Source organism: Spiribacter onubensis, assembly GCF_040838425.1.
GTDB lineage: Bacteria > Pseudomonadota > Gammaproteobacteria > Nitrococcales > Nitrococcaceae > Spiribacter > Spiribacter onubensis.
In genome coordinates this window covers 169,735-190,825 of record NZ_JBAKFI010000001.1, presented here as the reverse complement: position 1 = coordinate 190,825, position 21,091 = coordinate 169,735, and the positions used below count along the sequence as shown (strand labels likewise).

Annotated in this window: 22 protein-coding genes; 3 read left to right on the top strand and 19 right to left on the bottom strand. The window is 65.3% G+C overall.

The features are described 5' to 3' along the window. Nucleotides 1-4 precede the first annotated feature (4 nt). From mltG to V6X63_RS00920, 10 genes are all read right to left on the bottom strand, one after another. Nucleotides 5-1,024, bottom strand: coding sequence for an endolytic transglycosylase MltG (gene mltG, locus V6X63_RS00965; protein ID WP_367977903.1), 1,020 nt, complete (start codon nt 1,022-1,024; stop codon nt 5-7). Further along, the gene (gene pabC / locus V6X63_RS00960) at nt 1,021-1,875 is read right to left on the bottom strand and encodes an aminodeoxychorismate lyase (RefSeq protein ID WP_367977902.1); all 855 of its coding nucleotides are present in this window, start codon (nt 1,873-1,875) and stop codon (nt 1,021-1,023) included. The genes mltG and pabC overlap by 4 nt, the downstream gene beginning before the upstream one ends. Continuing rightward, nucleotides 1,872-3,116, bottom strand: a complete 1,245-nt coding sequence (gene fabF / locus V6X63_RS00955; RefSeq protein WP_367977901.1) for a beta-ketoacyl-ACP synthase II — start codon at nt 3,114-3,116, stop codon at nt 1,872-1,874. Before fabF ends, pabC begins: the two co-directional genes overlap by 4 nt. Before the next feature lie 105 nt (nt 3,117-3,221). Next, nucleotides 3,222-3,461 carry an acyl carrier protein gene (gene acpP / locus V6X63_RS00950; RefSeq protein WP_367966719.1) on the bottom strand — a complete coding sequence of 80 codons (240 nt, stop codon included), beginning with the start codon at nt 3,459-3,461 and terminating at the stop codon, nt 3,222-3,224. A 101-nt stretch (nt 3,462-3,562) separates the two neighbouring features. Then, nucleotides 3,563-4,312 carry a 3-oxoacyl-ACP reductase FabG gene (fabG, locus tag V6X63_RS00945; protein ID WP_408022292.1) on the bottom strand — a complete coding sequence of 250 codons (750 nt, stop codon included), beginning with the start codon at nt 4,310-4,312 and terminating at the stop codon, nt 3,563-3,565. Further along, nucleotides 4,309-5,259: an ACP S-malonyltransferase gene (gene fabD / locus V6X63_RS00940; RefSeq protein WP_367977900.1), complete on the bottom strand. Its 951-nt coding sequence runs from the start codon at nt 5,257-5,259 to the stop codon at nt 4,309-4,311. The genes fabG and fabD overlap by 4 nt, the downstream gene beginning before the upstream one ends. Nucleotides 5,260-5,271: 12 nt before the next feature. After that, nucleotides 5,272-6,243: a beta-ketoacyl-ACP synthase III gene (locus V6X63_RS00935; RefSeq protein ID WP_367966717.1), complete on the bottom strand. Its 972-nt coding sequence runs from the start codon at nt 6,241-6,243 to the stop codon at nt 5,272-5,274. Then, nucleotides 6,240-7,268 (bottom strand): phosphate acyltransferase PlsX, encoded by a 1,029-nt coding sequence (plsX, locus tag V6X63_RS00930; RefSeq protein ID WP_367966716.1) that lies wholly within the window; start codon nt 7,266-7,268, stop codon nt 6,240-6,242. The genes V6X63_RS00935 and plsX overlap by 4 nt, the downstream gene beginning before the upstream one ends. A gap of 81 nt (nt 7,269-7,349) precedes the next feature. Next, nucleotides 7,350-7,529 (bottom strand): 50S ribosomal protein L32, encoded by a 180-nt coding sequence (rpmF, locus tag V6X63_RS00925; protein ID WP_367977899.1) that lies wholly within the window; start codon nt 7,527-7,529, stop codon nt 7,350-7,352. A 28-nt stretch (nt 7,530-7,557) separates the two neighbouring features. Further along, the gene (locus tag V6X63_RS00920) at nt 7,558-8,079 is read right to left on the bottom strand and encodes a YceD family protein (RefSeq protein ID WP_367977898.1); all 522 of its coding nucleotides are present in this window, start codon (nt 8,077-8,079) and stop codon (nt 7,558-7,560) included. Nucleotides 8,080-8,208: 129 nt separating this feature from the next. Between V6X63_RS00920 and V6X63_RS00915 the strand changes: the two genes are divergently transcribed. Then, a complete protein-coding gene (locus V6X63_RS00915; RefSeq protein ID WP_367977897.1) occupies nt 8,209-8,787 on the top strand; it encodes a Maf family protein in 579 nt (192 codons plus the stop codon). On the opposite strand, the gene V6X63_RS00910 is transcribed toward V6X63_RS00915, so the two are convergent. Beyond that, nucleotides 8,788-9,732, bottom strand: coding sequence for a S49 family peptidase (locus V6X63_RS00910; RefSeq protein WP_367977896.1), 945 nt, complete (start codon nt 9,730-9,732; stop codon nt 8,788-8,790). Between the two features lie 35 nt (nt 9,733-9,767). After that, nucleotides 9,768-10,691, bottom strand: a complete 924-nt coding sequence (locus tag V6X63_RS00905; protein WP_367977895.1) for an RluA family pseudouridine synthase — start codon at nt 10,689-10,691, stop codon at nt 9,768-9,770. 408 nt (nt 10,692-11,099) lie between these two features. On the opposite strand from V6X63_RS00905, the gene rne reads away from it, so the two are divergent. Continuing rightward, the gene (gene rne, locus V6X63_RS00900; protein WP_367966710.1) at nt 11,100-13,652 is read left to right on the top strand and encodes a ribonuclease E; all 2,553 of its coding nucleotides are present in this window, start codon (nt 11,100-11,102) and stop codon (nt 13,650-13,652) included. Nucleotides 13,653-13,702: 50 nt separating this feature from the next. On the opposite strand, the gene V6X63_RS00895 is transcribed toward rne, so the two are convergent. From V6X63_RS00895 to V6X63_RS00865, 7 genes are all read right to left on the bottom strand, one after another. Beyond that, entirely contained in the window at nt 13,703-14,674 is a 972-nt protein-coding gene (locus V6X63_RS00895; RefSeq protein ID WP_367966709.1) for an agmatinase, read from the bottom strand. Nucleotides 14,675-14,722: 48 nt separating this feature from the next. Beyond that, on the bottom strand, nt 14,723-15,475 hold the full coding sequence (locus tag V6X63_RS00890; RefSeq protein WP_367977894.1) for an SDR family NAD(P)-dependent oxidoreductase: 753 nt from the start codon (nt 15,473-15,475) through the stop codon (nt 14,723-14,725). After that, the gene (locus V6X63_RS00885) at nt 15,472-16,239 is read right to left on the bottom strand and encodes an SDR family NAD(P)-dependent oxidoreductase (protein ID WP_367966706.1); all 768 of its coding nucleotides are present in this window, start codon (nt 16,237-16,239) and stop codon (nt 15,472-15,474) included. The genes V6X63_RS00890 and V6X63_RS00885 overlap by 4 nt, the downstream gene beginning before the upstream one ends. Next, nucleotides 16,236-16,985: a creatininase gene (locus tag V6X63_RS00880; RefSeq protein WP_367966705.1), complete on the bottom strand. Its 750-nt coding sequence runs from the start codon at nt 16,983-16,985 to the stop codon at nt 16,236-16,238. The genes V6X63_RS00885 and V6X63_RS00880 overlap by 4 nt, the downstream gene beginning before the upstream one ends. Nucleotides 16,986-17,046: 61 nt before the next feature. Then, nucleotides 17,047-17,895 carry an ABC transporter ATP-binding protein gene (locus V6X63_RS00875; RefSeq protein WP_367977893.1) on the bottom strand — a complete coding sequence of 283 codons (849 nt, stop codon included), beginning with the start codon at nt 17,893-17,895 and terminating at the stop codon, nt 17,047-17,049. Between the two features lie 16 nt (nt 17,896-17,911). After that, complete coding sequence (locus V6X63_RS00870; RefSeq protein ID WP_367966703.1) at nt 17,912-18,748, bottom strand: ABC transporter permease; 837 nt, start codon at nt 18,746-18,748, stop codon at nt 17,912-17,914. A 69-nt stretch (nt 18,749-18,817) separates the two neighbouring features. Further along, nucleotides 18,818-19,900 carry an ABC transporter substrate-binding protein gene (locus V6X63_RS00865; RefSeq protein ID WP_367977892.1) on the bottom strand — a complete coding sequence of 361 codons (1,083 nt, stop codon included), beginning with the start codon at nt 19,898-19,900 and terminating at the stop codon, nt 18,818-18,820. A gap of 276 nt (nt 19,901-20,176) precedes the next feature. On the opposite strand from V6X63_RS00865, the gene V6X63_RS00860 reads away from it, so the two are divergent. Then, complete coding sequence (locus V6X63_RS00860; protein ID WP_367966701.1) at nt 20,177-21,091, top strand: LysR family transcriptional regulator; 915 nt, start codon at nt 20,177-20,179, stop codon at nt 21,089-21,091.

The following is a 21,091-nucleotide window of genomic DNA, read 5'->3' as shown; positions in this document are numbered from 1 at the left end:
GGGCTTAGCCTCCCTGTCCCAGCTGGTAGCGCCGCACGGCTGCGTTATGTTCATCCAGCGTGGCTGAGAAGACATGGCTCCCGTCGCCGCGGGAGACAAAGTAGAGGCTGTCACCCTCGGCGGGATCGACGGCGGCCCGTATCGCTGCGGCCCCCGGTAGCGCGATCGGCGTGGGTGGCAGTCCGTGGCGGGTATAGGTGTTGTATGGCGTATCGGTTCGCAGATGGATGCGACGCAGATCACCGTCAAATGCCTCTCCCAGGCCGTAGATGACCGTCGGATCGGTCTGCAGTCGCATGCCGCGCTCGAGCCGACGGCTGAAGACACCGGCGATCCGGCGCCGCTCCTCGGCCAGGCCGGTCTCCTTTTCGATGATGGAGGCGAGGATCAGCGCCTCATCCGCGCTCTTGATGGGTAGCCCGTCGGCGCGGTTCCGCCAGGCATCGTCCAGGGTCGCCTCCAGCGCGCGATTCGCCCTTCGCAGGATATCGATATCGGATATCCCGCGGGGGAAATGATAGGTCTCCGGAAGGAAACGCCCTTCCGCCGGGATCGCGCCGCGGTCAATCGCGGCCATGATCTGCGACTCGGTGGCATCGGCCTCGAGGGTGCGCTTGACGGCCGGATGCGCATGCACGGCGGCGAGCAGCTCATCAAAACGCCAGCCCTCGATGAGGGTGAGCGAATACTGAACGACCTCGCCATTGACCATGCGCCGAACCAGGCCGGCCGCGGTCGTGCCGGGCTCAATTGCATACTCACCGGCCTGTATGCGGTTCGCCAGACCGTTCCATCGCGCATAGAGACGCAGTAGCCAAGGATGATCAATCAGCCCGCGCTCGGAGAGCTGCCCGGCAACCGCGGCGAAACTGCTCCCGGCGGGGACTTCGATCACCGCGGACTCGTCTGTCTCCAGCGGCGTCCCCTCGATCCGCTGGACGGCGAGCGTGAAGGCAAGCGCTGCGAGGACCGACAGCGCCAGCAGCATCACGCCGGCCGCGATGGTGCCGCGCCGCCGGGTCACTGCGCCATCACCCCGGGCATCAGGGCGAGTCGATGGTCGGCAATAAGCGCCTGGAGCCACTGAGCCCGCGCCGAGCGCGGCAGAGGACTGCGCTCAATGCGACGGACGGACCAGAGCCCGATGAGGCTGTTGGTGAGCATAACGCCATAGGATGTCATCAAAGCCTCCGCATTCAACGCCGCGCGCTCGACGGCGATGCCACTCGACTGCGCGCGGGAGATGAGCCACTGCTGCATGATGCCATCCACGCCGCATTCCCGCGTATCCGGGATCAGCAGTCGGTCACCCGCGTCAACGATGATGTTGCATGAGGTTGCTTCGATGACCTCTCCGCGGGTCGAGCGCATCAGTCCCTCAGCAATGGCCGGGTCCTGCCACTCCGCGCGGGCGAGGACCTGTTCCAGGCGGTTGATATGCTTGATGCCCGCCAGCGCCGGCTGGATGGCGAGCCGGGTATCGCACCAGCGCACATCGATGCCATCCCACCACCACTCGCTCGGCCGTCGCGGCGCGGGCAGGATACGGGTGATCCGCGTGCAGCGGGGCGATGTCGGTGGTGCATAACCCTGGCCACCCACACCCCGAGTGACACTGAGGCGCAGTCCGCCGTAGCGCGGCAGGTCGATTTGATCGACATCGGACTGCCACTCTTCCAGGACCCATGGAGTGAGTCCGAGGCGCTGACAACCCCGTTGCAGACGCCTGAGATGCGCCGGGAGCAGCCGGGGCTGCCCATCGACCACCGCAATGGTCTCGAAGACACCGTCGCCATAGGCGAGACCGCGGTCCGCCACGGCGACGGCGGTCGCCGGGTGGCCATTCACCAGGCAGTCGGTGTCGCCCCGGGTCACGCGTCCAGAGCGCGGAAGATCACGGTGCCGTTGGTTCCACCAAAGCCGAACGAATTGGAGAGCGCCGCGCGGATCCTCTCGTCGCGGGCCTCGTTGGGCACGAAATCCATGTCGAGGTCCTCGTCCGGCGCGTCCAGATTGATGGTGGGCGGCAGCACGCTGTCACGCATGGCAAGCAGCGTGAACACCGCCTCCACACCGCCTGCGGCACCCAACAGATGCCCGGTCATGGACTTGGTTGAACTCACTGGCAGCCGTCTCGCACGCTCGCCGAAGCTGCCCATCACCGCATGGACTTCGGCGCGGTCACCGGCCGGCGTGGACGTCCCATGGGCATTGATATAGTCGATGTCCCCGGGATTCATCCCGGCATCCTTCAATGCCAGGTCCATGCACCGACGCGCGCCCTCCCCGCTGTCCGCGGGCAGCGTCATGTGATGGGCATCACCGCTCATGCCAAATCCGGAAACCTCGGCATAGATCGGTGCGCCCCGACGCCGCGCATGTTCGTACTCCTCCAGCACCAGCACGCCCGCACCATCGCCCAGCACGAACCCGTCACGGTCGCGATCCCACGGCCGACTCGCGCCCTGGGGATCGTCATTCCGGGTGGACAGCGCGCGGGCGGCGGCGAAGCCGCCAAGCCCCGTCGGTGTCGTGGCGAATTCCGCACCGCCTGCGATCATGGCATCGGCATCGCCATAGGCGATCATGCGGGCGCTCATGCCGATATTGTGCGTGGCCGTGGTGCAGGCCGTGACGGTCGCCACGTTCGGACCCTTCGCACCCAGCAGGATGGACAGGTTCCCGGACACCATGTTGATGATCGCGCTGGGGATGAAAAACGGAGTGATCCGGCGGGGCCCCGACTCGAGGTAACTCTTGTGCCCTTCCTCAATGGAGTGGATGCCGCCGATGCCTGAACCCACCGAGATGCCAATGCGTTCGGCGTTCTCCTCCGTGATCTCCAGGCCGGCATCGCTCAGCGCATCCACCGCGGCGGCGACGCCATAGTGGATGAACGGATCCATTTTGCGGGCGTCCTTGCGGCTGATGTAGGCGGTGACGTCGAAGTCACGGATCTCGCCGCCGAAGCGCACTGCGAACTGTTCAGTATCGAAACGCGCGATGGGTGCAATGCCGCTCTCGCCGCGTTTGATCCGGTCCCACGCAGGCTCGATCCCGTTCCCCACCGGGGAGACAATGCCGAGTCCCGTGACGACGACCCTTCTTCCGTTCACCCGTGTAATCTCCCGCTCAGTGTTCCGGGCATACAAACAGGGCCGGTCATAGCCGGCCCCGTCCGTTTACCCCAGGATTGTCCGAGCCCTGATCCAGGCCCGGGATTATTCCTCGAGATGGCGATTGATGTAATCGATCGCCTGCTGGACGGTGGTGATCTTCTCAGCCTCCTCGTCGGGGATTTCGCATTCGAACTCCTCCTCGAGGGCCATCACCAGCTCCACCGTGTCCAGCGAGTCGGCGCCCAGATCGTCGACAAAGGAGGCTTCGGCGTTCACCTCGTCCTCTTTCACCCCCAGCTGTTCAACGACGATCTTCTTGACTCTTTCCTCGATACTGCTCATCTCGCTCCTACCTCTCGGATTGCGGAATTGGGGCCAGTGCCCGAACGCGCCGTATTCTATGGAATCCGCCGGCAATCCGCCAGCGACCCATCAGCGACCCGTCAGGGCATCAAAAGCCCGCCATTGATGTTGATCGTTTCACCGGTGATGTAACTGCCTGCCGAAGAAGCGAGGAAGCAGGCCGCGGCGGCGATATCGTCCGGCTGGCCCAGCCGCTGTAGTGGTGTCTGATCGGTCAGCGCGGCCCGTTGCCCGTCGTCCAGCGAATCGGTCATGTCGGTTTCGATGAAGCCCGGCGCAATGGCGTTGACCGTGATGTTGCGGCTGCCCACCTCACGGGCCAGCGACCGGGTCAGGCCCAGCAGACCCGCCTTGGCGGCGGAGTAGTTCGTCTGCCCGGCATTACCCATGAGCCCGACCACCGAGCCGATGTTGATGATGCGGCCATGCCGGGCCTTCATCATCCCCCGCAGCACGGCGCGGGATACCCGAAAGACCGCATTGAGGTTGGTCTCGATCACGCTGTCCCAGTCGTCGTCGGCCATCCGCATCGCCAGATTGTCCCGGGTGATGCCGGCGTTGTTCACCAGAATGGAGGGTGATCCTTCGGCGGCGGCGATGTCGGCCACCAGCGCAGGGATCTGTTCGGTATCGCGGACATCGAGCCGCATGCCGCGTCCGCTGATGCCGGCTTCAGCCAGGGACCGGCTGATCTCCTCGGCACCGCCGTCGCTGGTCGCCGTGCCGATGACCGTCGCGCCACTGCGCCCGAGCCGCTGTGCGATCGCGGCCCCGATCCCGCGGCTTGCACCGGTGACCAGGGCGATCTCGCCGTCAAGCTGCAGATTCATTCGACCTCCAGGGTATTCAAAGCCTTGGCCAGCGAGTCCGGATCGTGGATCGCCTGGATGTTCATGCGCCGATCGATGCGCCGGTTGAGACCGGCAAGCACGCGCCCCGGCCCGCACTCCACCGCCTGCTCGATGCCATCCGCCGCCAGTGCCTGGATGCATTCGGTCCAGCGCACCGGCGAGTGCACCTGGGCGATGAGCCGTTGCCGGATCGCGTCCGGATCGGCACTGAGCGAGACATCCACGTTGTGCAGTACGGGGACATCGGGCTCACGCAGCGGGACGTCCGCCAGCCGCGCCGCAAGCTGTTCCGCCGCCGGCGCCATCAGAGAACAATGCGCGGGAACACTCATGGGTAGCATGACCGCCTTTTTCGCACCGGCCTCGCGGGCCGCGTCGAGGGTACGTTCGACCGCGCCCCGGTGACCGGCGATTACGGTCTGACCCGGCGCATTATAGTTGACGGGCTCGACGACTTCGCCGTCGGCATTGTCCTCGCAGAGCGCGGCCAGACGGGTATCGTCGATGCCCAGGACAGCGGCGATGGCCCCCTCCCCCTCCGGGACGGCCGCCTGCATGTAGCGGCCTCGATCGCGGACGAGTTCCACGGCGACCGGGAAATCAAGGGCGCCAGCGGCCACGAGGGCCGAATACTCTCCCAGGCTGTGCCCCGCCATCCGGTTGGGCAGTGCCCCGCCCCCTTCCCGCCAGGCGCGCCACACCGCGATGCCGGCGGTCAGCATCAGCGGCTGCGTGTGATCGGTGCGGTTGAGCAGGGACTCGGGGCCGGCACTGGCGAGCTGCCAGAGATCCTCGCCCAGCGCGGCGGACGCCTCGATGAAGGTCTTCTGTACGACCGCATGACGCGCGGCCAGCTCGCTGAGCATGCCCATCGCCTGCGAACCCTGCCCGGGAAAGAGGAAAGCGAGATCTGTGCGTTTTTTCATTGCCGGTTCCGTTCAGTAACGAATCAGTGCCGAGCCCCAGGTGAATCCGGCCCCGAACGCCTCCAGTAAGAGCAGGTCGCCGCGCCGGATCCGTCCGTCACCCACGGCCTGATCCAGGGCGAGTGGTATGGACGCCGCGGAGGTGTTGCCGTGCTCGGCCACCGTGCTGACCATGCGCGAGGGAGGCAGCCCGAGCTTGCGGGCCGTGGCCATCATAATGCGGATATTCGCCTGATGGGGTACGAGCCAGTCGACATCGCCACGCGCCAGGCCGTTTGCCTCGAGTGTCTCATCCACCAGTGCCCCCAGGGTGCGGACCGCGACGCGGAAGACTTCGTTACCACGCATGCTGACCTTGCCACGTTCATCCGCCAGGCGCTCATACCCTTGGGAAACCCCCCAGGGGACATTGAGCAATGGCGTTTGACGGCCATCGGCATGGAGATGAGTGGACAGGACACCGGGCTCTTTGCCCGCCTCCAGCACAACAGCGCCGGCGCCATCTCCGAACAGCACGCAGGTGCCCCGGTCCTGCCAGTCGAGAATGCGTGAGAAGACCTCGGCGCCGATGACGAGCGCCCGCGATGCGCCGCCCGTTCGGATGAACCGGTCAGCGACATCCAGTGCGTAGATGAAGCCCGAACAGGCCGCCGACACATCGAATGCAATAATCCCCGAGGGCATGCCCAGACGCTCGACCAGGCGACAGGCGGTACTGGGGAAGACATGATCCGGCGTTGAGGTGGCGACCACCACCAGGTCGATCGCCCCGGCGTCCAGCCCCGCATTGGCGAGTGCTCGGCGCGAGGCGGCATCGGCGAGATCAGAGCAGGTCTGCTCGGGCGCGGCGATATGCCGCTGTGTGATACCCGTGCGCTCGCGTATCCACTCGTCGGAGGTATCGACCAGTGCCTCGAGTTCGGCATTGGTCATGACCCGCTCGGGGAGGTAGCCACCGGTCCCCGCGATGCATGAGCGGTTCATTCAACGGCCTCCCGGGCGAAGAGCTCGCTCAGACGGGCGTCGATGCGGGTGGGTATGGTCTCCATGGCTTCGATCCGTCCGGTCTCAATGGCCTGCTCAAACGCCACCTGGTCCGCGCCACCATGACTTTTCACCACCACGCCGCGCAGCCCCAGCAGGCTGGCCCCGTTGTAGCGTCTCGGATCAAGGCGTCGACGCAGCGCCCTGAGTACCGGCAGGGCCACCAGGCCGGCAAGCCGGGTCAACAGATTGCGCTGGAACTCCTCGCGGAGGAACTGCGAGATCATCGCGGCAACCCCCTCGCTGCTTTTCAGCGCGACGTTGCCGGTAAAGCCATCGCAGACCACCAGATCGGCCACGTTCCGGAACATGTTATCTCCCTCCACGTAGCCAACATACTGAAGGTCGCTCTCCTGTAACAGCTGCGCGGCCTGCTTCACCTGATCGTTGCCCTTGATCTCCTCCTCGCCGAGGTTGAGCAGACCGATGCGGGGATCGACACTGTCTCCCGCGGCCTCGACGAGGACCGCGCCCATGACGGCGAACTGGAAGAGATGCTCCGCCGTGCAGTCGACATTGGCGCCCAGATCCAGCATGCGGAAATGTCCGCCCTGACAGGGGATGGTGGTGCAGATGGCGGGCCGGTCAATTCCGGGTAGCGTTTTCAGCACATAGCGCGCGGTGGCCATGAGCGCCCCCGTGTTCCCGGCGCTCACACAGGCATCCGCCTCACCGTGCTTGACCAGGTTGATGGCCACCCGCATCGACGAATCACGCTTGTATCGAAGCGCCTGCGATGGCGGTTCGTCCATCCCCACCACCTGGGAAGCGGGATGAACCGTCAGGCGTTGCCGGTCCGCCTGCGCCGTGCCCGAAAGGACGGGGTCGAGGGCCGCCTGTTCACCAACCAGGATCAGTCTGAGTCCGGGATGACGCCGCAACACCGCCAGTGCGGCGGGCACCGTGACCGATGGACCATGGTCGCCGCCCATCGCATCGATCGCCAGCGTGCAGGATTGAGTCATAGACGCCGCTTTGTGCCGCCCATAAACAATGGCCGCACCGGCTCGAAGCCGGTGCGGCCTTCAGGCCGTTCAGCCAATCGCCTACTCGTCGCGGCCCGCGGTCACTTTCCGGCCGCGGTAGTAGCCATCCGCCGAGATGTGATGACGGCGATGCGTCTCGCCGGTGGTGCTGTCCACGCTCAGGGTCGGGGCGGTGAGCGCATCGTGGCTGCGGCGCATGCCGCGACGGGAAGGAGTCTTTTTCGATTTCTGTACGGCCATGATGGATCCTGCGTTTTGTCTGACTCGATTAGTAAGCGTCGCCCGAGCCGTCCTTGCGGAGCGATTCGAGCACCTTGAACGGATTATCTCTGGTGGGCTCCGATTCACCCGGCGGCCCGAAGTGCCGCTGACCCCCATCGCAGTCCGCGCGCTCATGTCGCGATACCACCGGCAGTCCCAGAATGAGCTCGTCCTCTATCATCGACAGCACGTCGAGCTGCCCTTTCGTGGCAACGACGACCGGATCTTCCACGCCCAGCCCGTCGGCCTCCTCTATCCGCTCGACGGCCACCAGCGCGAATTCGCCGGCCACTGTCACTTCCATCGGCTCGAGGCAACGTTCGCACCGCACCGTGACGCTACCCTGGCAGTTGCCCTCGATCCGGGGCCGACCCTGACCGATGTCCACGGAGAACGATGCCCCGGCACTGCCAAGTGACGCCTCCAGCTCGGCAAGCCGCGGCGTGGCGCCGGCCGGCAGTGATCCCGACCATTCATGGCGGCCGCGGGCGAGCCGGTCGAGCTCGATTCGTGCCGGAAGTTCAGTCACTTGCATAACCGCGAAATAGTAGGCGGCTGGCAGATTCCTGTCAAAGGCCGGGGTTCGGCATGGCCAGCGCCGTTGCGTCCCGTGGCGAAAGTGCCGACCATCGGTCCAACGCTACTGAAGGATATGTCAATGACCGGAATCGTTCTGGCCTCCAGCTCACCTTACCGAGCGGAGCTGCTGCGGCGGCTGCGACTGGATTTCGAACAGGTCGCGCCGGCAATCGATGAATCAGTCGCCGCGGACGAAATGGCCGATCACTATGTCCGCCGCCTCGCCCGCGAAAAGGCCCTCGCGGTGGCCGAGCGATATCCGGACCGGATCGTCATCGGCTCGGATCAGTGCAGTGAGTGCCACGGGCAGATCCTCGGCAAGCCCGGCAACATGGAGCGCGCCATCAAGCAGCTGACCAACGCCTCGGGTCAACGGGTCACGCTGTTCACCGCCGTTGCCGTTCATGATCCCGACAGTCGTCACGTCGAGGTGGAGATGGTGCCCACCTACGTGCATTTCCGGCGCCTGGAGCGCAGCGCGATCGAGCGCTACGTGCACCTTGAAAAGCCGCTTGACTGCGCCGGCGCCTTCCGCGCCGAGGGCCTGGGAATCGCCTTGTTCGAACGCATACAGAGCGATGATCCGAACGCCATCATCGGCCTGCCCCTGATCGCCCTGACCCGGCTCCTGGCCCGCATCGGCATTGTCCGCCCCTGATTAGCGCAGGCTGAGGGGGCTCTGAAGCTCCACCCAGGCGGCGACCGCGGCACTGCCGATCTGCTCCAGCGCCCGGTCCAGCAGGCCGCGCGGTGGCGTGTAGTTGACCCGCTCGGGCGCGCCGATGACCTCGCGGGCCACGCTCTCGGGGCTCCCGTAGCCGTCCGCAAGCCCCTGCTCGATGCCTTGGGTTCCGGTCCATACCCGTCCCGAGAAAAGCGCATCAGGGTTGCCGGTCAGCCGCTCGCCACGCCCCTCGCGGACGGCCGCGATGAACTGGTCGTGAATCCCGTCGAGCATGCTCCGCAGCCTTTCCACCTCGTCCGGTTCCGGCGGCGTGAAAGGGTCCATGCCGGCCTTCTCGTCCCCGGCGGTGTAGACCCGACGTTCGATACCCAGCCGCTGGATGGCATCACTCAGGCCGAAACCCCGGCTCACGACGCCGATGGAACCGATGATCGAGGCGCCATCGACATGGATCTGATCGGCAGCGGCCGCAATGTAATACGCCCCGGACGCCATGATGTCACCGGCCACGGCGTGCACTGGCTTGTCCGGATGGGCCGCGCGCAGGCGGTCGATGGCTTGGTAGATCCGGCTGGAGGCGACGGGTGAACCGCCCGGGCTGTTGATCTCGAGGAGCACGCCGCGCGCGCCCTCCGATTCGAACGCCGCCTCCAGCCCCTGGATGATGCGCTCCGCGTTCGCAGGGCGGCCGGCCATGATCGGCCCGTTGATCTGCACCACTGCCGTATGTCCGCTGCTGATCGCGGTGTCCCCCATCTGCAGGCCGGGGCGTAGCGTGAAGAAGAACAACGAGACGATGGCCCCCAGGAAGAGCAGGCGCATGAAGATCGCCCACCGCCGGGCTCGGCGCCGCTCGCGTATGCCCTCCAGGGCAATCTCGCGCAGGCTTTCTCTGGCCCATTTTTCCTCGTCAGCCATCAAGTCACTCCTCACTGCGGGGAACGGATTGTCGGTCAGTCATCGGCGAGGCGCTCAAGCAGCATGGCGAGGTCATTCGGCAATGGCGCCGCGACATCCATGCGACCGCAGTGCGGCGCCTCGAGGCCCAGATTCGCCGCATGCAGGAAAAGGCGGCGCAGGCCCAGCGGCCGGATCTCCCGGTCGGCGGTGCTGCTGCCGTAGCGGCGGTCCATGGCCACGGGATGACCGATGGCGGCGGCATGGGCCCGGATCTGGTGCATCCGCCCCGTATGCAGCACCGCTTCCACCAGGCTCCACCCATCATATGACCGCAGACAACGGAAATCGGTTCGTGCGCTCTGGCCATCGGGATGGACCCGCATGATCCGCTCGCCACCCTTCCCCGTTTCAGGGCGAAGTCGGGCCTCGACCCGTCGGGTATTGGCCCCGAATCGACCCCGGACCAGGGCAAGATAGCGTTTATCGACGCGGCCCTCGCGGAATTCGGTATGGAGGGCGCGCAGGGTGGAACGACGTTTTGCCAGGACAAGACAGCCGCTGGTCTCCCGGTCAAGCCGGTGGACGAGGTCGATAAAGGGGGCCCGGGGTCTCATCAGGCGCAACGCCTCGACCACGCCATAGGCGATCCCCGACCCCCCGTGCACCGCGAGGCCGGATGGCTTGTCGATGACCAGCAGCCGCTCGTCCTCGTAGAGAATGGCGGCCTCCAGGCGCTCCATGATCTGGGCGGACGGCTTGAACGTCTCTCCACCCGTCGCCTCCCGCACCGGCGGGATGCGGACCCGGTCACCGGCACCGAGACGCGCCGTCGGTCGGACCCGCCCGCCGTTCACCCTCACCTCACCCCGCCGTAGCAGGCGGTAGATCCGGGTCCTGGGAACGCCCTTCAGCACCCGGAGCAGGTAATTGTCGATGCGTTGCCCCGCGAGTTCCTCAGGGACGGTTTCAGTCCGCACGCCTGCCACTGATCCTTGCTCCCGCTGCTCCACAGGGCGCAAGACTGCCACAACTTCCGGTGATTTTTGGACGCATTAACAGCAAATTGCTACACTCGCGGGAATTCGGTGGGTGAGAGAGGCGCGTACGGGTGCGCTCCCTGCCGGACGGGAAAGAATGCTGCACGGGCGGCGGCCTGCGGTCGTCGACCGGCACGATGAAAAAAATTCAACCTGACAACGCGCCTGCCCTGGCGCCCGCAATTGGATACCCCATGACGGGTCTTGCGATCCTGCGAATCAGTTGCTTCCCAGCGCCCTTTGAAAAGGCGCTCCTGCCGTTGACGCTCGCCAGTCTCCACTGGCGCTGCGCCGGCCAGCATGACGCATGCGCGGGTACCCCGGGCAGACGCCGGAGATCAATTCGGCATGAAAAGAATGCTCGTCAATGCAACCCAGCCCGAAGAGCTGCGCGTTGCACTGGTCGACGGCCAGTCACTCTACGACCTCGACATCGAGACACCGGCACGGGAACGTAAAAAGGCCAACATCTACAAGGGACGGATCACGCGGGTCGAGCCAAGCCTCGAGGCCGCTTTCGTCCAGTATGGTGCGGAGCGCCATGGTTTCCTGCCCTTCAAGGAGATCGCCCGTGAGTACTTCAGCGGCGATGTCGACCCCGCCAAGGCCTCGATCGCCGATGTCGTCAAGGAAGGCCTTGAGGTCGTGGTCCAGGTGGAGAAGGAGGAGCGCGGTAACAAGGGCGCTGCGCTGACCACTTTCATCAGCCTCGCCGGTCGCTACCTCGTCCTGATGCCCAACAATCCGCGGGCGGGCGGCGTCTCGCGACGGATCGAGGGGCCCGAGCGCAACGAGATCCGCGATGCGCTCAAGGAACTCAACGTGCCCGAGGGCATGGGCCTGATCGTGCGCACCGCCGGCGTCGGACGCAACGCCGAGGAGCTGCAGTGGGATCTGGACTACCTGCGCAACCTGTGGAGTGCCGTGCAGAAGGCGTCGGAGACCCGGTCAGCGCCCTTCCTGATCTATCAGGAGAGCAACGTCATCATCCGGGCGCTGCGCGATTACCTGCGCTCGGACATCGGCGAAATCCTCATTGACGACCGGGATGTCTACGAACGTGCCCGCGAGTTCGTCCAGCAGGTGATGCCCCACAACCTGCAGAAGCTCAAGTTCTACGACGACAAGGTGCCGCTGTTCAGCCGCTACCAGATCGAGAGCCAGATCGAATCGGCCTTCCAGCGCGAGGTCCGGCTGCCCAGCGGTGGCGTGATCGTCATCGACCACACGGAGGCGCTGATCTCGATCGACATCAACTCGGCACGGGCGACCAAGGGTGCGGACATCGAAGAGACCGCACTCAAGACCAATGTCGAGGCCGCCGATGAGATCGCCCGCCAGCTGCGCCTGCGCGATCTGGGCGGTCTGATCGTCATCGACTTCATCGACATGGGTCCGAACCGGAATCAGCGGGAAGTGGAGAACCGGCTGCGTGAAGCGGTCAAGCAGGACCGGGCGCGCGTCCAGGTCGGCCGGATTTCCCGCTTCGGCCTGCTCGAAATGTCCCGCCAGCGCCTGCGCTCCTCTCTGGGCGAGTCTTCCCTGGAGCTCTGCAGCCGATGCAGTGGCCAGGGCACGGTACGCAGCGTGGAATCCCTCGCCCTCTCGGTGTTGCGGATCATCGAAGAAGAGGCGATGAAGGACAAGACCGGCAAGGTGGTCGCTCAACTCCCGGTTGATGTGGCGACATTCCTGCTCAACGAGAAGCGGGGGATCCTCGATACCATCGAGACCCGCAACGGAATCGATGTCATCCTCATCCCCAATCGCAACCTGGAGACGCCCCACTACGAGCTGCAGCGTGTGCGGACCGACGAGGAGACCGAAGCGGGCACCAGTTACCAGATGGCCGGTGAGGACGGACAGCCGAGCCGCGCCGAGGAATTGCTGACGGCGGAGCGGCCCCGCGCGGAGAAACCGGTGGTCAGTGGCGTGAGTCCGGCGACGCCAGCGCCGACGCCGACGCCCAGGCCCGAAAGTGCCCCTGCCGCCCAAACACCGACGGACAGTACCGCCAGCCGGGCCGAAAATGGTGCAACCGCGGGATCGGAGCGTGGACCAGGCCTGATCGGCTGGCTCAAGCGCCTGGTCAGTGGTGAAGCGGAGACCACCGGCAAGGTGCCTGGCGACGCCGAAGCCAAGACGGCCAGGACGACGGCTGAGCGCTCCGGTGACGCGGAGGAGTCGCGGGAACGGAGTCGTGGTAGCGGTGATCGCCGGCGCCGGAGCGGTAGCGGCGGTGGCCAGGGCGGGCGCCGCGGGGGTCAGCGGCGTTCGCGGCCCTCGACCAGTGGCAACGGTAAGGCGGCCGGCGGGCGTGCGGAAGGCGGGAAGACGCGCGCTGCGGGGGAAGCAGCAGGGAAGACCGATGATGCCGGTACCACAACGCCTACTGAAAATGCCGAGAAGGTCAGTGCCGAGGGCACCGATGGCCGCCAGTCCGCCCCGGCTGCCGGTGCCGGGAGCGGTTCCCGAAGCCGTCGCGGCCGGCGCGGTGGCCGCCGACGTCGTCGCAGTGGCAACGGCCAGAGCGGTGAGGCAGGCGGCTCGGCAGCGGCTGATGAGACCCAGGTGAAGACTCAGGTTGCCGATCCGGAGGACAAGGCAGCGAACATGGACACATCCGAACCGGAGCGGACCGATTCGGGCAAGGCCGCAGCAGCTGGTGAAGGGGAACCGAAATCCCGCAGCCGGACGAGACGCCGGTCCAGCGGACGAGGTGGCAGGCCGGAGACCGCAGGCACCAGTGAACCCGCGGATGGCGCCCCATCGGGACAACCGGAAGATGCGGCGGCGATCAGCTCCGTCCGGACGGATGATCCCCGGCGCTGGCCCGGAAGGCCGCGCCTGCCGGCGGCATCGGGCGATGGGGATTCCCCGGAACAGCCCCGCGCGGACTGATTCGGGCCCGCTCGGTGGACGGGGTACTGGCCCCGTCCGCCATACCCGGCTCAGCGGGCGCGACGGTCGGCCACGGCGCCTGCCGTGACGCAGAGGAGCTCAAAGAGCATGGTCGCGCCAGTGAGTGCGGTGAGATAACCCGAGTCAAATGGAGGCGACACCTCCATGACGTCCGCGCCCACGAGATCCAGCCCCCGCAGCCCCCGCAGCAGACGCTGCGCCTCGACCGTACTCATTCCGCCGACCTCCGGCGTTCCCGTGCCTGGTGCATAGACGGGATCCAGCACATCGATGTCGAACGTCGCGTAGACCGGTCCGGTGCCAATGACCCGATGAATCTCGGCAATGACCGCCTCAGTCCCGAGATCGAAGTACTCCTCTATCTCAATCACCCGAACGCCCTGCTCCAGGGCGTAGTCGAGATCGGATCCGGAGTAGAGTGATCCGCGGATGCCGATCTGAATCATCCGCTTCGGATCAAGCAACCCCTCCTCAATGCCCCGTCGGAACGGCGTGCCGTGGGTGAAGCGATTGGCTTCGCCGAAATAGCTGTCGTTGGTATCCGAATGCGAGTCGAACTGCACCAGCCCGACCGGGCGCTCCGCGGCGACCGCACGGAGTGCTGGCAACGAACCCAGGTGGTCGCCGCCCGCCGTGAGCGGCGTGGCCCCGGCCGCGCAGATACGCTGGAAGAAGGCCGTTGCGCGCTCAAGTGTATCGGACAGATCGATGGGATTGACCGGTACATCCCCGAGATCGGCCACCCGGCAAAGATCGTAGGGGGCGATCCGGCTCGCCTGATGCACCAGTCGCATCATGCTCGACTGGTTGCGGATTTCACGGGGCCCATGACGTGCGCCGGCGCGGTTCGTCGTGCCACCGTCCCAGGGTAACCCGACCAGGGCAATGTCGACCTCCTCCGGATCCTCCACCATGGGCAGACGCATAAAGGTCGAGGGCCCCGCGAAGCGTGGCAGGACCGAGCCGCTGATGGGTCGGAAATGGGAATCGGGTCGCTTCATTGAACTGTCCTCCTGATGACGGACGGCGGGCGCCGTGCCATCAATGCCTTACATTGTGCTGCCGCCATTGACGCCCAGTGTCTGGCCGGTGGTGAATGCCCCCCCTGGGCCGGCCAGGAAAACCACAAAGTCGGCGACCTCCCGCGGTTCCCCGATACGCCCGAGCGGCGTCCGGGTCTCTTCGGCAAGGCTCTCCTCACTCATGGTCTCGGTGCTCAGCATGTCCGTCGCGATGGGTCCGGGGGCCACGGTGTTGACGCGGATCTCGGGGCCGAACTCGCGCGCCCAGCAGCGTGTCAGGGCCGCAATCCCCGCCTTGGAGGCGCAGTATGCGCTGTTCCGGGCCCGTCCGAGATCCGCCAGATCCGACCCGATGTTAATGATCTGCCCCCCTCCGGACCCCGTCATCATATGACACACGGCTTCGCGGCCGACGAGGAAAGCCCCTCGCAGATTCACCGAGATGATCCGGTCGAACGCGGCGGCGTCCGTCTCCAGTAGTGGGCGTTCCTCGAGAATCCCGGCGCAGTTGACAACGACATCCAGCCCGCCGAGATGCCGACTGGCCGCCGTCATGGCAGCGACGACCTCCGATTCCGCAGAGACATCGGCGCGCAGTGCCCGGTGTCCCGATGAAATCGAGCGCATCTCATCGACCGCCGCGGTCGCCGCCTGTTCACTGCCCTGGTAGATGATGACAACGGTCGCGCCGGCGGTGGCCATCGCGATGGCACAGGCACGACCGATCCCGCGCGAGCCACCGGTGACGACCGCCCGGATCCCCTCGAGCCCGCCGCTCATGCCATCACCTCGCCGCGGTCGACGGGGATGGCCTGTCCGGTCAGCCCGCGCGCGGCCGCTGATGCGAGATAGACGTACAGTCCGGCGATATCATCCGGCTCCATGAGGCCGGGCAGACTCTGTCCCGCCTCGATTTCGGCGAGCAGCGCATCCACGGCGCGTCCCTCCCGTTCGGCCATCCAGTCGAGCGAGGCCATCGAGGCTTCCGTACGGACCCAGCCGGGGCAGACCGCATTGACGCGGATGCCCCGCGGGGCGAGTTCCCGGGCCCAGGTCCGCGTCAAGCCAATGAGTGCATGCTTCGATGCGACGTAAGCGGAAAAACCGGGTACGGCGGTCCGCCCCCAGATCGAGGCGGTCACGATCACACTGCCGCCATCCACCAGATGTCGCAGGGCGGCCCGCATGACCTGCCAGGTGCCGGTCACGTTGACATCAATGATCCGAGTGAAACGCCGATGCGTCTCGGCGCTCCCGTCATCCAGCGGCGTGGGCAGTTCGACGCCGGCGTTACTGACAAGCACATCGATCGGGGGAATATCGGCGAAGGCCCTGTCCAGCGCCGCCGCATCGGTGATGTCACAGCGTCGGGCCGCGACCTCAGTACCGAACACCTGGGCGATCCGCGCCGCGACGGAATGCACCGATTCATCGTCGGCGAGCAGGGTCACCGCATCCCCCTCCCGTGCGAATGCCTCTGCCACGCCGCGGCCAATGCCGCGACTGGCGCCGGTGACGAGGACATGGCGTGATCCCTGGCTCATGAACGGGCTCCAAGTCCGAATTCCGCGCGCAATGCCGCACTGATCCGCCGTCGATAGCAGTCCGCCACGCATTCGCCCTTGGCCGCGGTGGCCGGCTTTGCGGACGTCAGCGCACCCGCAGGTGGGATCCACTCGGGCCGCGCCGGCCAGGTGTCATAGGGCGGCGCTGCGAGCGGCGGTTCATCCGGTATGCGATCGAGGCGCACGTGCTGCGGGTAGAAATGCATCATCAGCGATGTCTCCAGGATCGCCGCATGCTCCTTGTCGATCCCCGCATAGCCTTCCGGGAAAACCCTTGCCATGGTCTCGTCATCGAGAAAGTCCCAGTGCTGCATGCAAACCACGCGGGGTGAGTGTTCCCCGAGCTCGCGGACCGCAAGCTCGATTCCCTCGGTGAGGAACCAGCGATTTTCCAGATGACCGTCGAGCACCACGATTCGCCGGACGCCCGAGCGGGCCAGCTCGCGGATCAGATCCCGGAGGATGGCACTGAGTGTGGCGCCATCGAGCCCGAGCGAGCCGGGGAAACCCGGCCCGCCGCCTGTACGGGGCATGGATTTGTATCCGTAGTGAAGCGGAGGCGCGATGAGTCCATCAATCTCCCGGGCCACTAGATCCGCAATCGCGAGCGGTAGCTGAAAGTCCACCCCGAGCGGAAGGTGGGGTCCGTGCTGCTCCGTCATTCCGGTCGGCAGGAACACCACCGGATTGCGGGCCACGTGTTCGGCGAACTCCGGCCAGGTCATCTCCCAGATACATGTCGCTCTCGGCGGCATTCCGCCTCCCTGTCTGCTGTCCATGGTGGTCTCAGGCGCCCTGCTCGGCCGGCGTTGCCTCGTCACCGCCCTGCTGGCGCATCAGTTTCATGACGTGGCGCTCAACATCGCCGTATTCGGGGAAATCGAGCAACTGTTCCTTGCGTGTGAAACGCTGCCCCTGCTTGAACGCGGGCTTGATCTCCTCCAGCACGCTGCCGGGATGGCGCGACATGAATTCGATCCGGTCGGCAAGGAAAATGGCCTCTTCGATATCGTGCGTCACCATCAGGACCGATGTCCGCGTGGATTCCACCACGCTCATCATCAGTTCCTGCATATGCCAGCGTGTCTGGGCATCGAGCGCACCGAAGGGCTCGTCCATCAGCAGCAGCGCCGGGTCGTTGGCAAGCGTCCGGGCGATCGCGACACGCTGTTTCATGCCCCCCGACAACTGCCGTGGGTAGGCATTGGCGAATTTTGTCAGCCCCACCAGCTCGATGAACTCGGCGGCGCGCTCGCGACGCTCGCGTGCACCGGCGCCGTTGAGCCGCATGCCGTATTCGACATTGTCCTGTACGGTCAGCCAGTCGAACGAGGTATAGCTCTGAAATACCATGCCCCGCTCGCGACCGGGACCATGAATCGGGTTGCCATCCAGCAGGAGCTGTCCGGCACTGGGGCTCTCGAGACCGGCCACCATGCGGAGGACTGTGGATTTCCCGCAACCCGACGGCCCGAGAATCACGCAGACTTCATTCTCCTGCATGGTGAAACTGACATCCTTGATGGCCTCGATGCGCTCATTGCGCCGGAGCTCGAAGACCTTGCCGACGCCCTCGAGTGCCAGATGGGGCTGTGCTGATGGCGCGGCAGCGGTTGTCGGGGCCTGGAGTGTCATGCGTGCGCTCCCCGGCTCAGCGGCCGTTACGATCGAGATAGGGAAACAGGATTCGATAGAGCCAGCGGAACAACAGGTCGAACGCCAGCCCCAGGACGCCGATCACCAGGATACCGGCAAGGATCTCGTCGGTATCCAGGAATCGACGCGCCCGCCACATGACCGCACCGATTCCGTTGGTCGCGGCGATGATCTCGGCGATCACCAGGTAGGTCCAGGCGATGGCGAGCATCTGCCGCATGGCGATGAGGATATTGGGCAGGACCGCCGGAACGATGACCGTCCCGAGGATCTGCCAGCGGCTCGCACCGAGGGTCATGGCGGTCTCGATCAGCTCATCGCGGACGTTGCGGGTATGGTCCATCACCAGGGTGATCAGGAACCAGATCACACCGAGGAAGAGCAAGGCCAGCTTGGGCTCTTCGCCGGTGCCGAACCAGGCCAGCAGGATCGGGATGAAGGCCGGAGCCGGCAGGTAGCGCCAGGCAGAGACGAAGGGATTGAACAGCCCCTCGATTCGGGCGAATGAGCCCATCAGGACGCCAAGCGGGATGGCGATGATACAGGCGGCGACGAAGCTGGCGAGGATGCGCAGGATACTCACGCCGATATCCACGCCGAAGCCGCGGTTCACGAGCAGGTCATAGAGCGAGATCAGCACCTGCTCCGGCGGCGGCAGAAGCAGCGGATTGACGAGTTCCCGCCAGGCGGCGACTTCCCAGCCGACGAAGAAGAGGACCCAGATCACAAGGCCGAGCAGCGCACTCTCGCGGGTGGAGATGGGCCGCAGGAACTCTAGCCACGGGCCACGTCGGGTCCTGGCACCCATCGGATTGTGGCGGTTCTGACTCATCGGGAGACGCGGCCCCTTTCACGAATGATCATTGGGATTCAGAGGATGGGCCGTCCCTGGCCCTATGCGTTAGCGCGCCGAGAAATCCTGACGATAGCCCTGCGCCGCAAGATCCGCGACCAGGCTGCAGTCGAATGCATCGCTCGGGTCGGCGAGCATTTCGTCCATCAGGTCGAGCTTGATCCACCACTCGTTGGTCAGCTCGACAATGCTCTCCATCGCGCCATTCTCGATGCCGAACGGAGGGGCTCCATCCATGACGCCACAGATCCGCGCGACCTCATTGAAGTCGAGCATGTACAGGCCGCCCTCGAGATACTTGCCGTTGGTCCCCATGATCGATTCGATATCCGCCTTGGACCACTGCAGGTAGTCCGCGAAGGCCTGATTGACTTCCTCGGTGTGTTCGTTCCAGTACGCCGTTGCCTCGAATCGCGCCTTCAGCATGTCGATGGCCGCCTCGCGATGTTCGGCGATGAAGTTGGTATTCATATACATCACGTCCATGAAGATACCGGTCTCCATGAGCTCCGGTGCCGAGGTGTCAGCGATGATCCGTGCACCATCGAGGTTGTCAACGACTTGATTGACCCATGGCTCGTACATGTAGGCAGCGCCCAGATCGCCCGACATCATGGGGCCGACCGCTTCGTCGGCATTGAGGTTGACCCATGTGACCTCATCCGGGCTGATGCCGACGCTATCCAGCCAGAGGCCCATCACCAGCTGGCCAATGTAGGCCTGCGGCGCGGCGATGCGCTGGCCGCGGAGATCCTCCGGCTCCAGCCCCGGCCCGATCACCACCTTGTCGACGCCGTAGACCAGGTTCTGGACCGCGACGTTGGTGACATCGAGGCCCCGGGCGGCCGCCACGGGCGTGTAGTCACCGGTGCAGAGGTAGACATCGAGCTGTCCGGTGGCGAGGGCCGCATGGCCGCCGAGCGGATCTTCGAAAATGGAGATGTCGATATCGTAGTCGGGAGCCAGGTTCTGCTGACGCACGATTTCGAAGAATGAATATCCCGGCCATGACACACAGGCGCCGACGTTGATCTGTTCCTTCGCCGTCGCGGTGGTGGATACGCCGGTGATGGTCGCAGCAGCAAGCATCGCTGCCAGGGCCCATCGGGTCGTTTTCTTCACTTCGAGCATGATTAAACCCCCGGGGCGAGGCCCCTTTTCTGATGTAAGTCCCGCCAAGGGACAACCTGAGTATGTTCCGCACGTCAACCGTCCAACCATCATCACCTCGCAAACCAGGCTTTGGGATCAGCCAAAGCGACAGCCGCAGTGGCCCGCACAAGGCGGGCAATGCCCGGGAACGGGGTTGACCGGATCAGCCATGCGCAACATATTGCCGTATTTTGTGGTAAGGGACATTCGGGCCGGGGCGCCACCGGCGGGTCCGATGACCGGGAGCAGATAGACATGGGAAGCGACCCGAGCCTCCCGAACCTGACCGATTTCGATCTCAAGCTTCTCCGGGTATTCCGGGCCGTCGTCCAGGCGCAGGGGCTCGCCCCGGCCCAGGAAACCCTCGGTCTCTCCCTGTCGACCATCAGCATCAAGCTCAAGCAGCTCGAGGAGCGTCTCGGTTTCACTCTCTGTGAACGCGGTCGCAAGGGCTTCGCCCTCACCCGGGAAGGAGAACGCATCTACGAGAGCCTCGGGCCACTGTTCGATTCGATCCTGGGTTTCCGTGAGGTCATCTCCGATGTCCGCGGCAATATGTCCGGTGATCTCTACCTCGGACTGGTCGACGCCCTGGTCACCTATGACCGGCTGCAGTTCGACGAGGTGCTGAGGCGATTCGCCGACATCGCCCCGGATGTCCGGCTGCACTTCAACATCGGATCGCCGCAGGATCTGTCTCAGGGGCTGGTCGATAACCGCTACCATCTCATCATCACGCCGGTGGAACCGGAACACGACTCGATCAACGCCGACTCGTTGTTCATGGAGGTGCAGAGCCTCTACTGCGGCCGCGACCATGCGCTGTTCGAGGAGACGGACCCGGAGGCCATCCGAGAGGCACTGGAATCGGCCATCTTCTGCGACAAGAACTACAAGGGCCCGTCCATGCTCGGCCACCATGACAGCCGGGTCGGTCCCAGCGTCGGTCACATGGAGAGTGCCGCGATGCTGATCCTCAGTGGCCGCTACGTCGGTTACCTGCCGATACACTACGCCGAAAACTGGGTCCGTGACGGGTTGATGCGCGAGCTGCTGCCGAGCGAATACGCCTACGCCACGCAGTTCTATCTCGGCATGACAGCGAGCCCGGCCAGCCGGATGGTGGAGGCATTCCGCCGCTGTATGCTGGAGACGCTGGCCTGCAAGTAA

What these genes read in the sequence shown, in the direction of transcription:
- V6X63_RS00915 (WP_367977897.1), top strand. Translation starts at nt 8,209, where the DNA reads ATGACCGGAATCGTTCTGGCCTCCAGCTCACCTTACCGAGCGGAGCTG.
- V6X63_RS00885 (WP_367966706.1), bottom strand. Translation starts at nt 16,239, where the DNA reads ATGAGCCAGGGATCACGCCATGTCCTCGTCACCGGCGCCAGTCGCGGC.
- V6X63_RS00865 (WP_367977892.1), bottom strand. Translation starts at nt 19,900, where the DNA reads ATGCTCGAAGTGAAGAAAACGACCCGATGGGCCCTGGCAGCGATGCTT.
- V6X63_RS00895 (WP_367966709.1), bottom strand. Translation starts at nt 14,674, where the DNA reads ATGAAGCGACCCGATTCCCATTTCCGACCCATCAGCGGCTCGGTCCTG.
- plsX (WP_367966716.1), bottom strand. Translation starts at nt 7,268, where the DNA reads ATGACTCAATCCTGCACGCTGGCGATCGATGCGATGGGCGGCGACCAT.
- V6X63_RS00910 (WP_367977896.1), bottom strand. Translation starts at nt 9,732, where the DNA reads ATGGCTGACGAGGAAAAATGGGCCAGAGAAAGCCTGCGCGAGATTGCC.
- V6X63_RS00870 (WP_367966703.1), bottom strand. Translation starts at nt 18,748, where the DNA reads ATGAGTCAGAACCGCCACAATCCGATGGGTGCCAGGACCCGACGTGGC.
- V6X63_RS00890 (WP_367977894.1), bottom strand. Translation starts at nt 15,475, where the DNA reads ATGAGCGGCGGGCTCGAGGGGATCCGGGCGGTCGTCACCGGTGGCTCG.
- fabG (WP_408022292.1), bottom strand. Translation starts at nt 4,312, where the DNA reads ATGAATCTGCAGCTTGACGGCGAGATCGCCCTGGTCACCGGTGCAAGC.
- V6X63_RS00860 (WP_367966701.1), top strand. Translation starts at nt 20,177, where the DNA reads ATGGGAAGCGACCCGAGCCTCCCGAACCTGACCGATTTCGATCTCAAG.
- acpP (WP_367966719.1), bottom strand. Translation starts at nt 3,461, where the DNA reads ATGAGCAGTATCGAGGAAAGAGTCAAGAAGATCGTCGTTGAACAGCTG.
- rne (WP_367966710.1), top strand. Translation starts at nt 11,100, where the DNA reads ATGAAAAGAATGCTCGTCAATGCAACCCAGCCCGAAGAGCTGCGCGTT.
- V6X63_RS00935 (WP_367966717.1), bottom strand. Translation starts at nt 6,243, where the DNA reads ATGAACCGCTCATGCATCGCGGGGACCGGTGGCTACCTCCCCGAGCGG.
- fabD (WP_367977900.1), bottom strand. Translation starts at nt 5,259, where the DNA reads ATGAAAAAACGCACAGATCTCGCTTTCCTCTTTCCCGGGCAGGGTTCG.
- V6X63_RS00880 (WP_367966705.1), bottom strand. Translation starts at nt 16,985, where the DNA reads ATGACCTGGCCGGAGTTCGCCGAACACGTGGCCCGCAATCCGGTGGTG.
- V6X63_RS00875 (WP_367977893.1), bottom strand. Translation starts at nt 17,895, where the DNA reads ATGACACTCCAGGCCCCGACAACCGCTGCCGCGCCATCAGCACAGCCC.
- rpmF (WP_367977899.1), bottom strand. Translation starts at nt 7,529, where the DNA reads ATGGCCGTACAGAAATCGAAAAAGACTCCTTCCCGTCGCGGCATGCGC.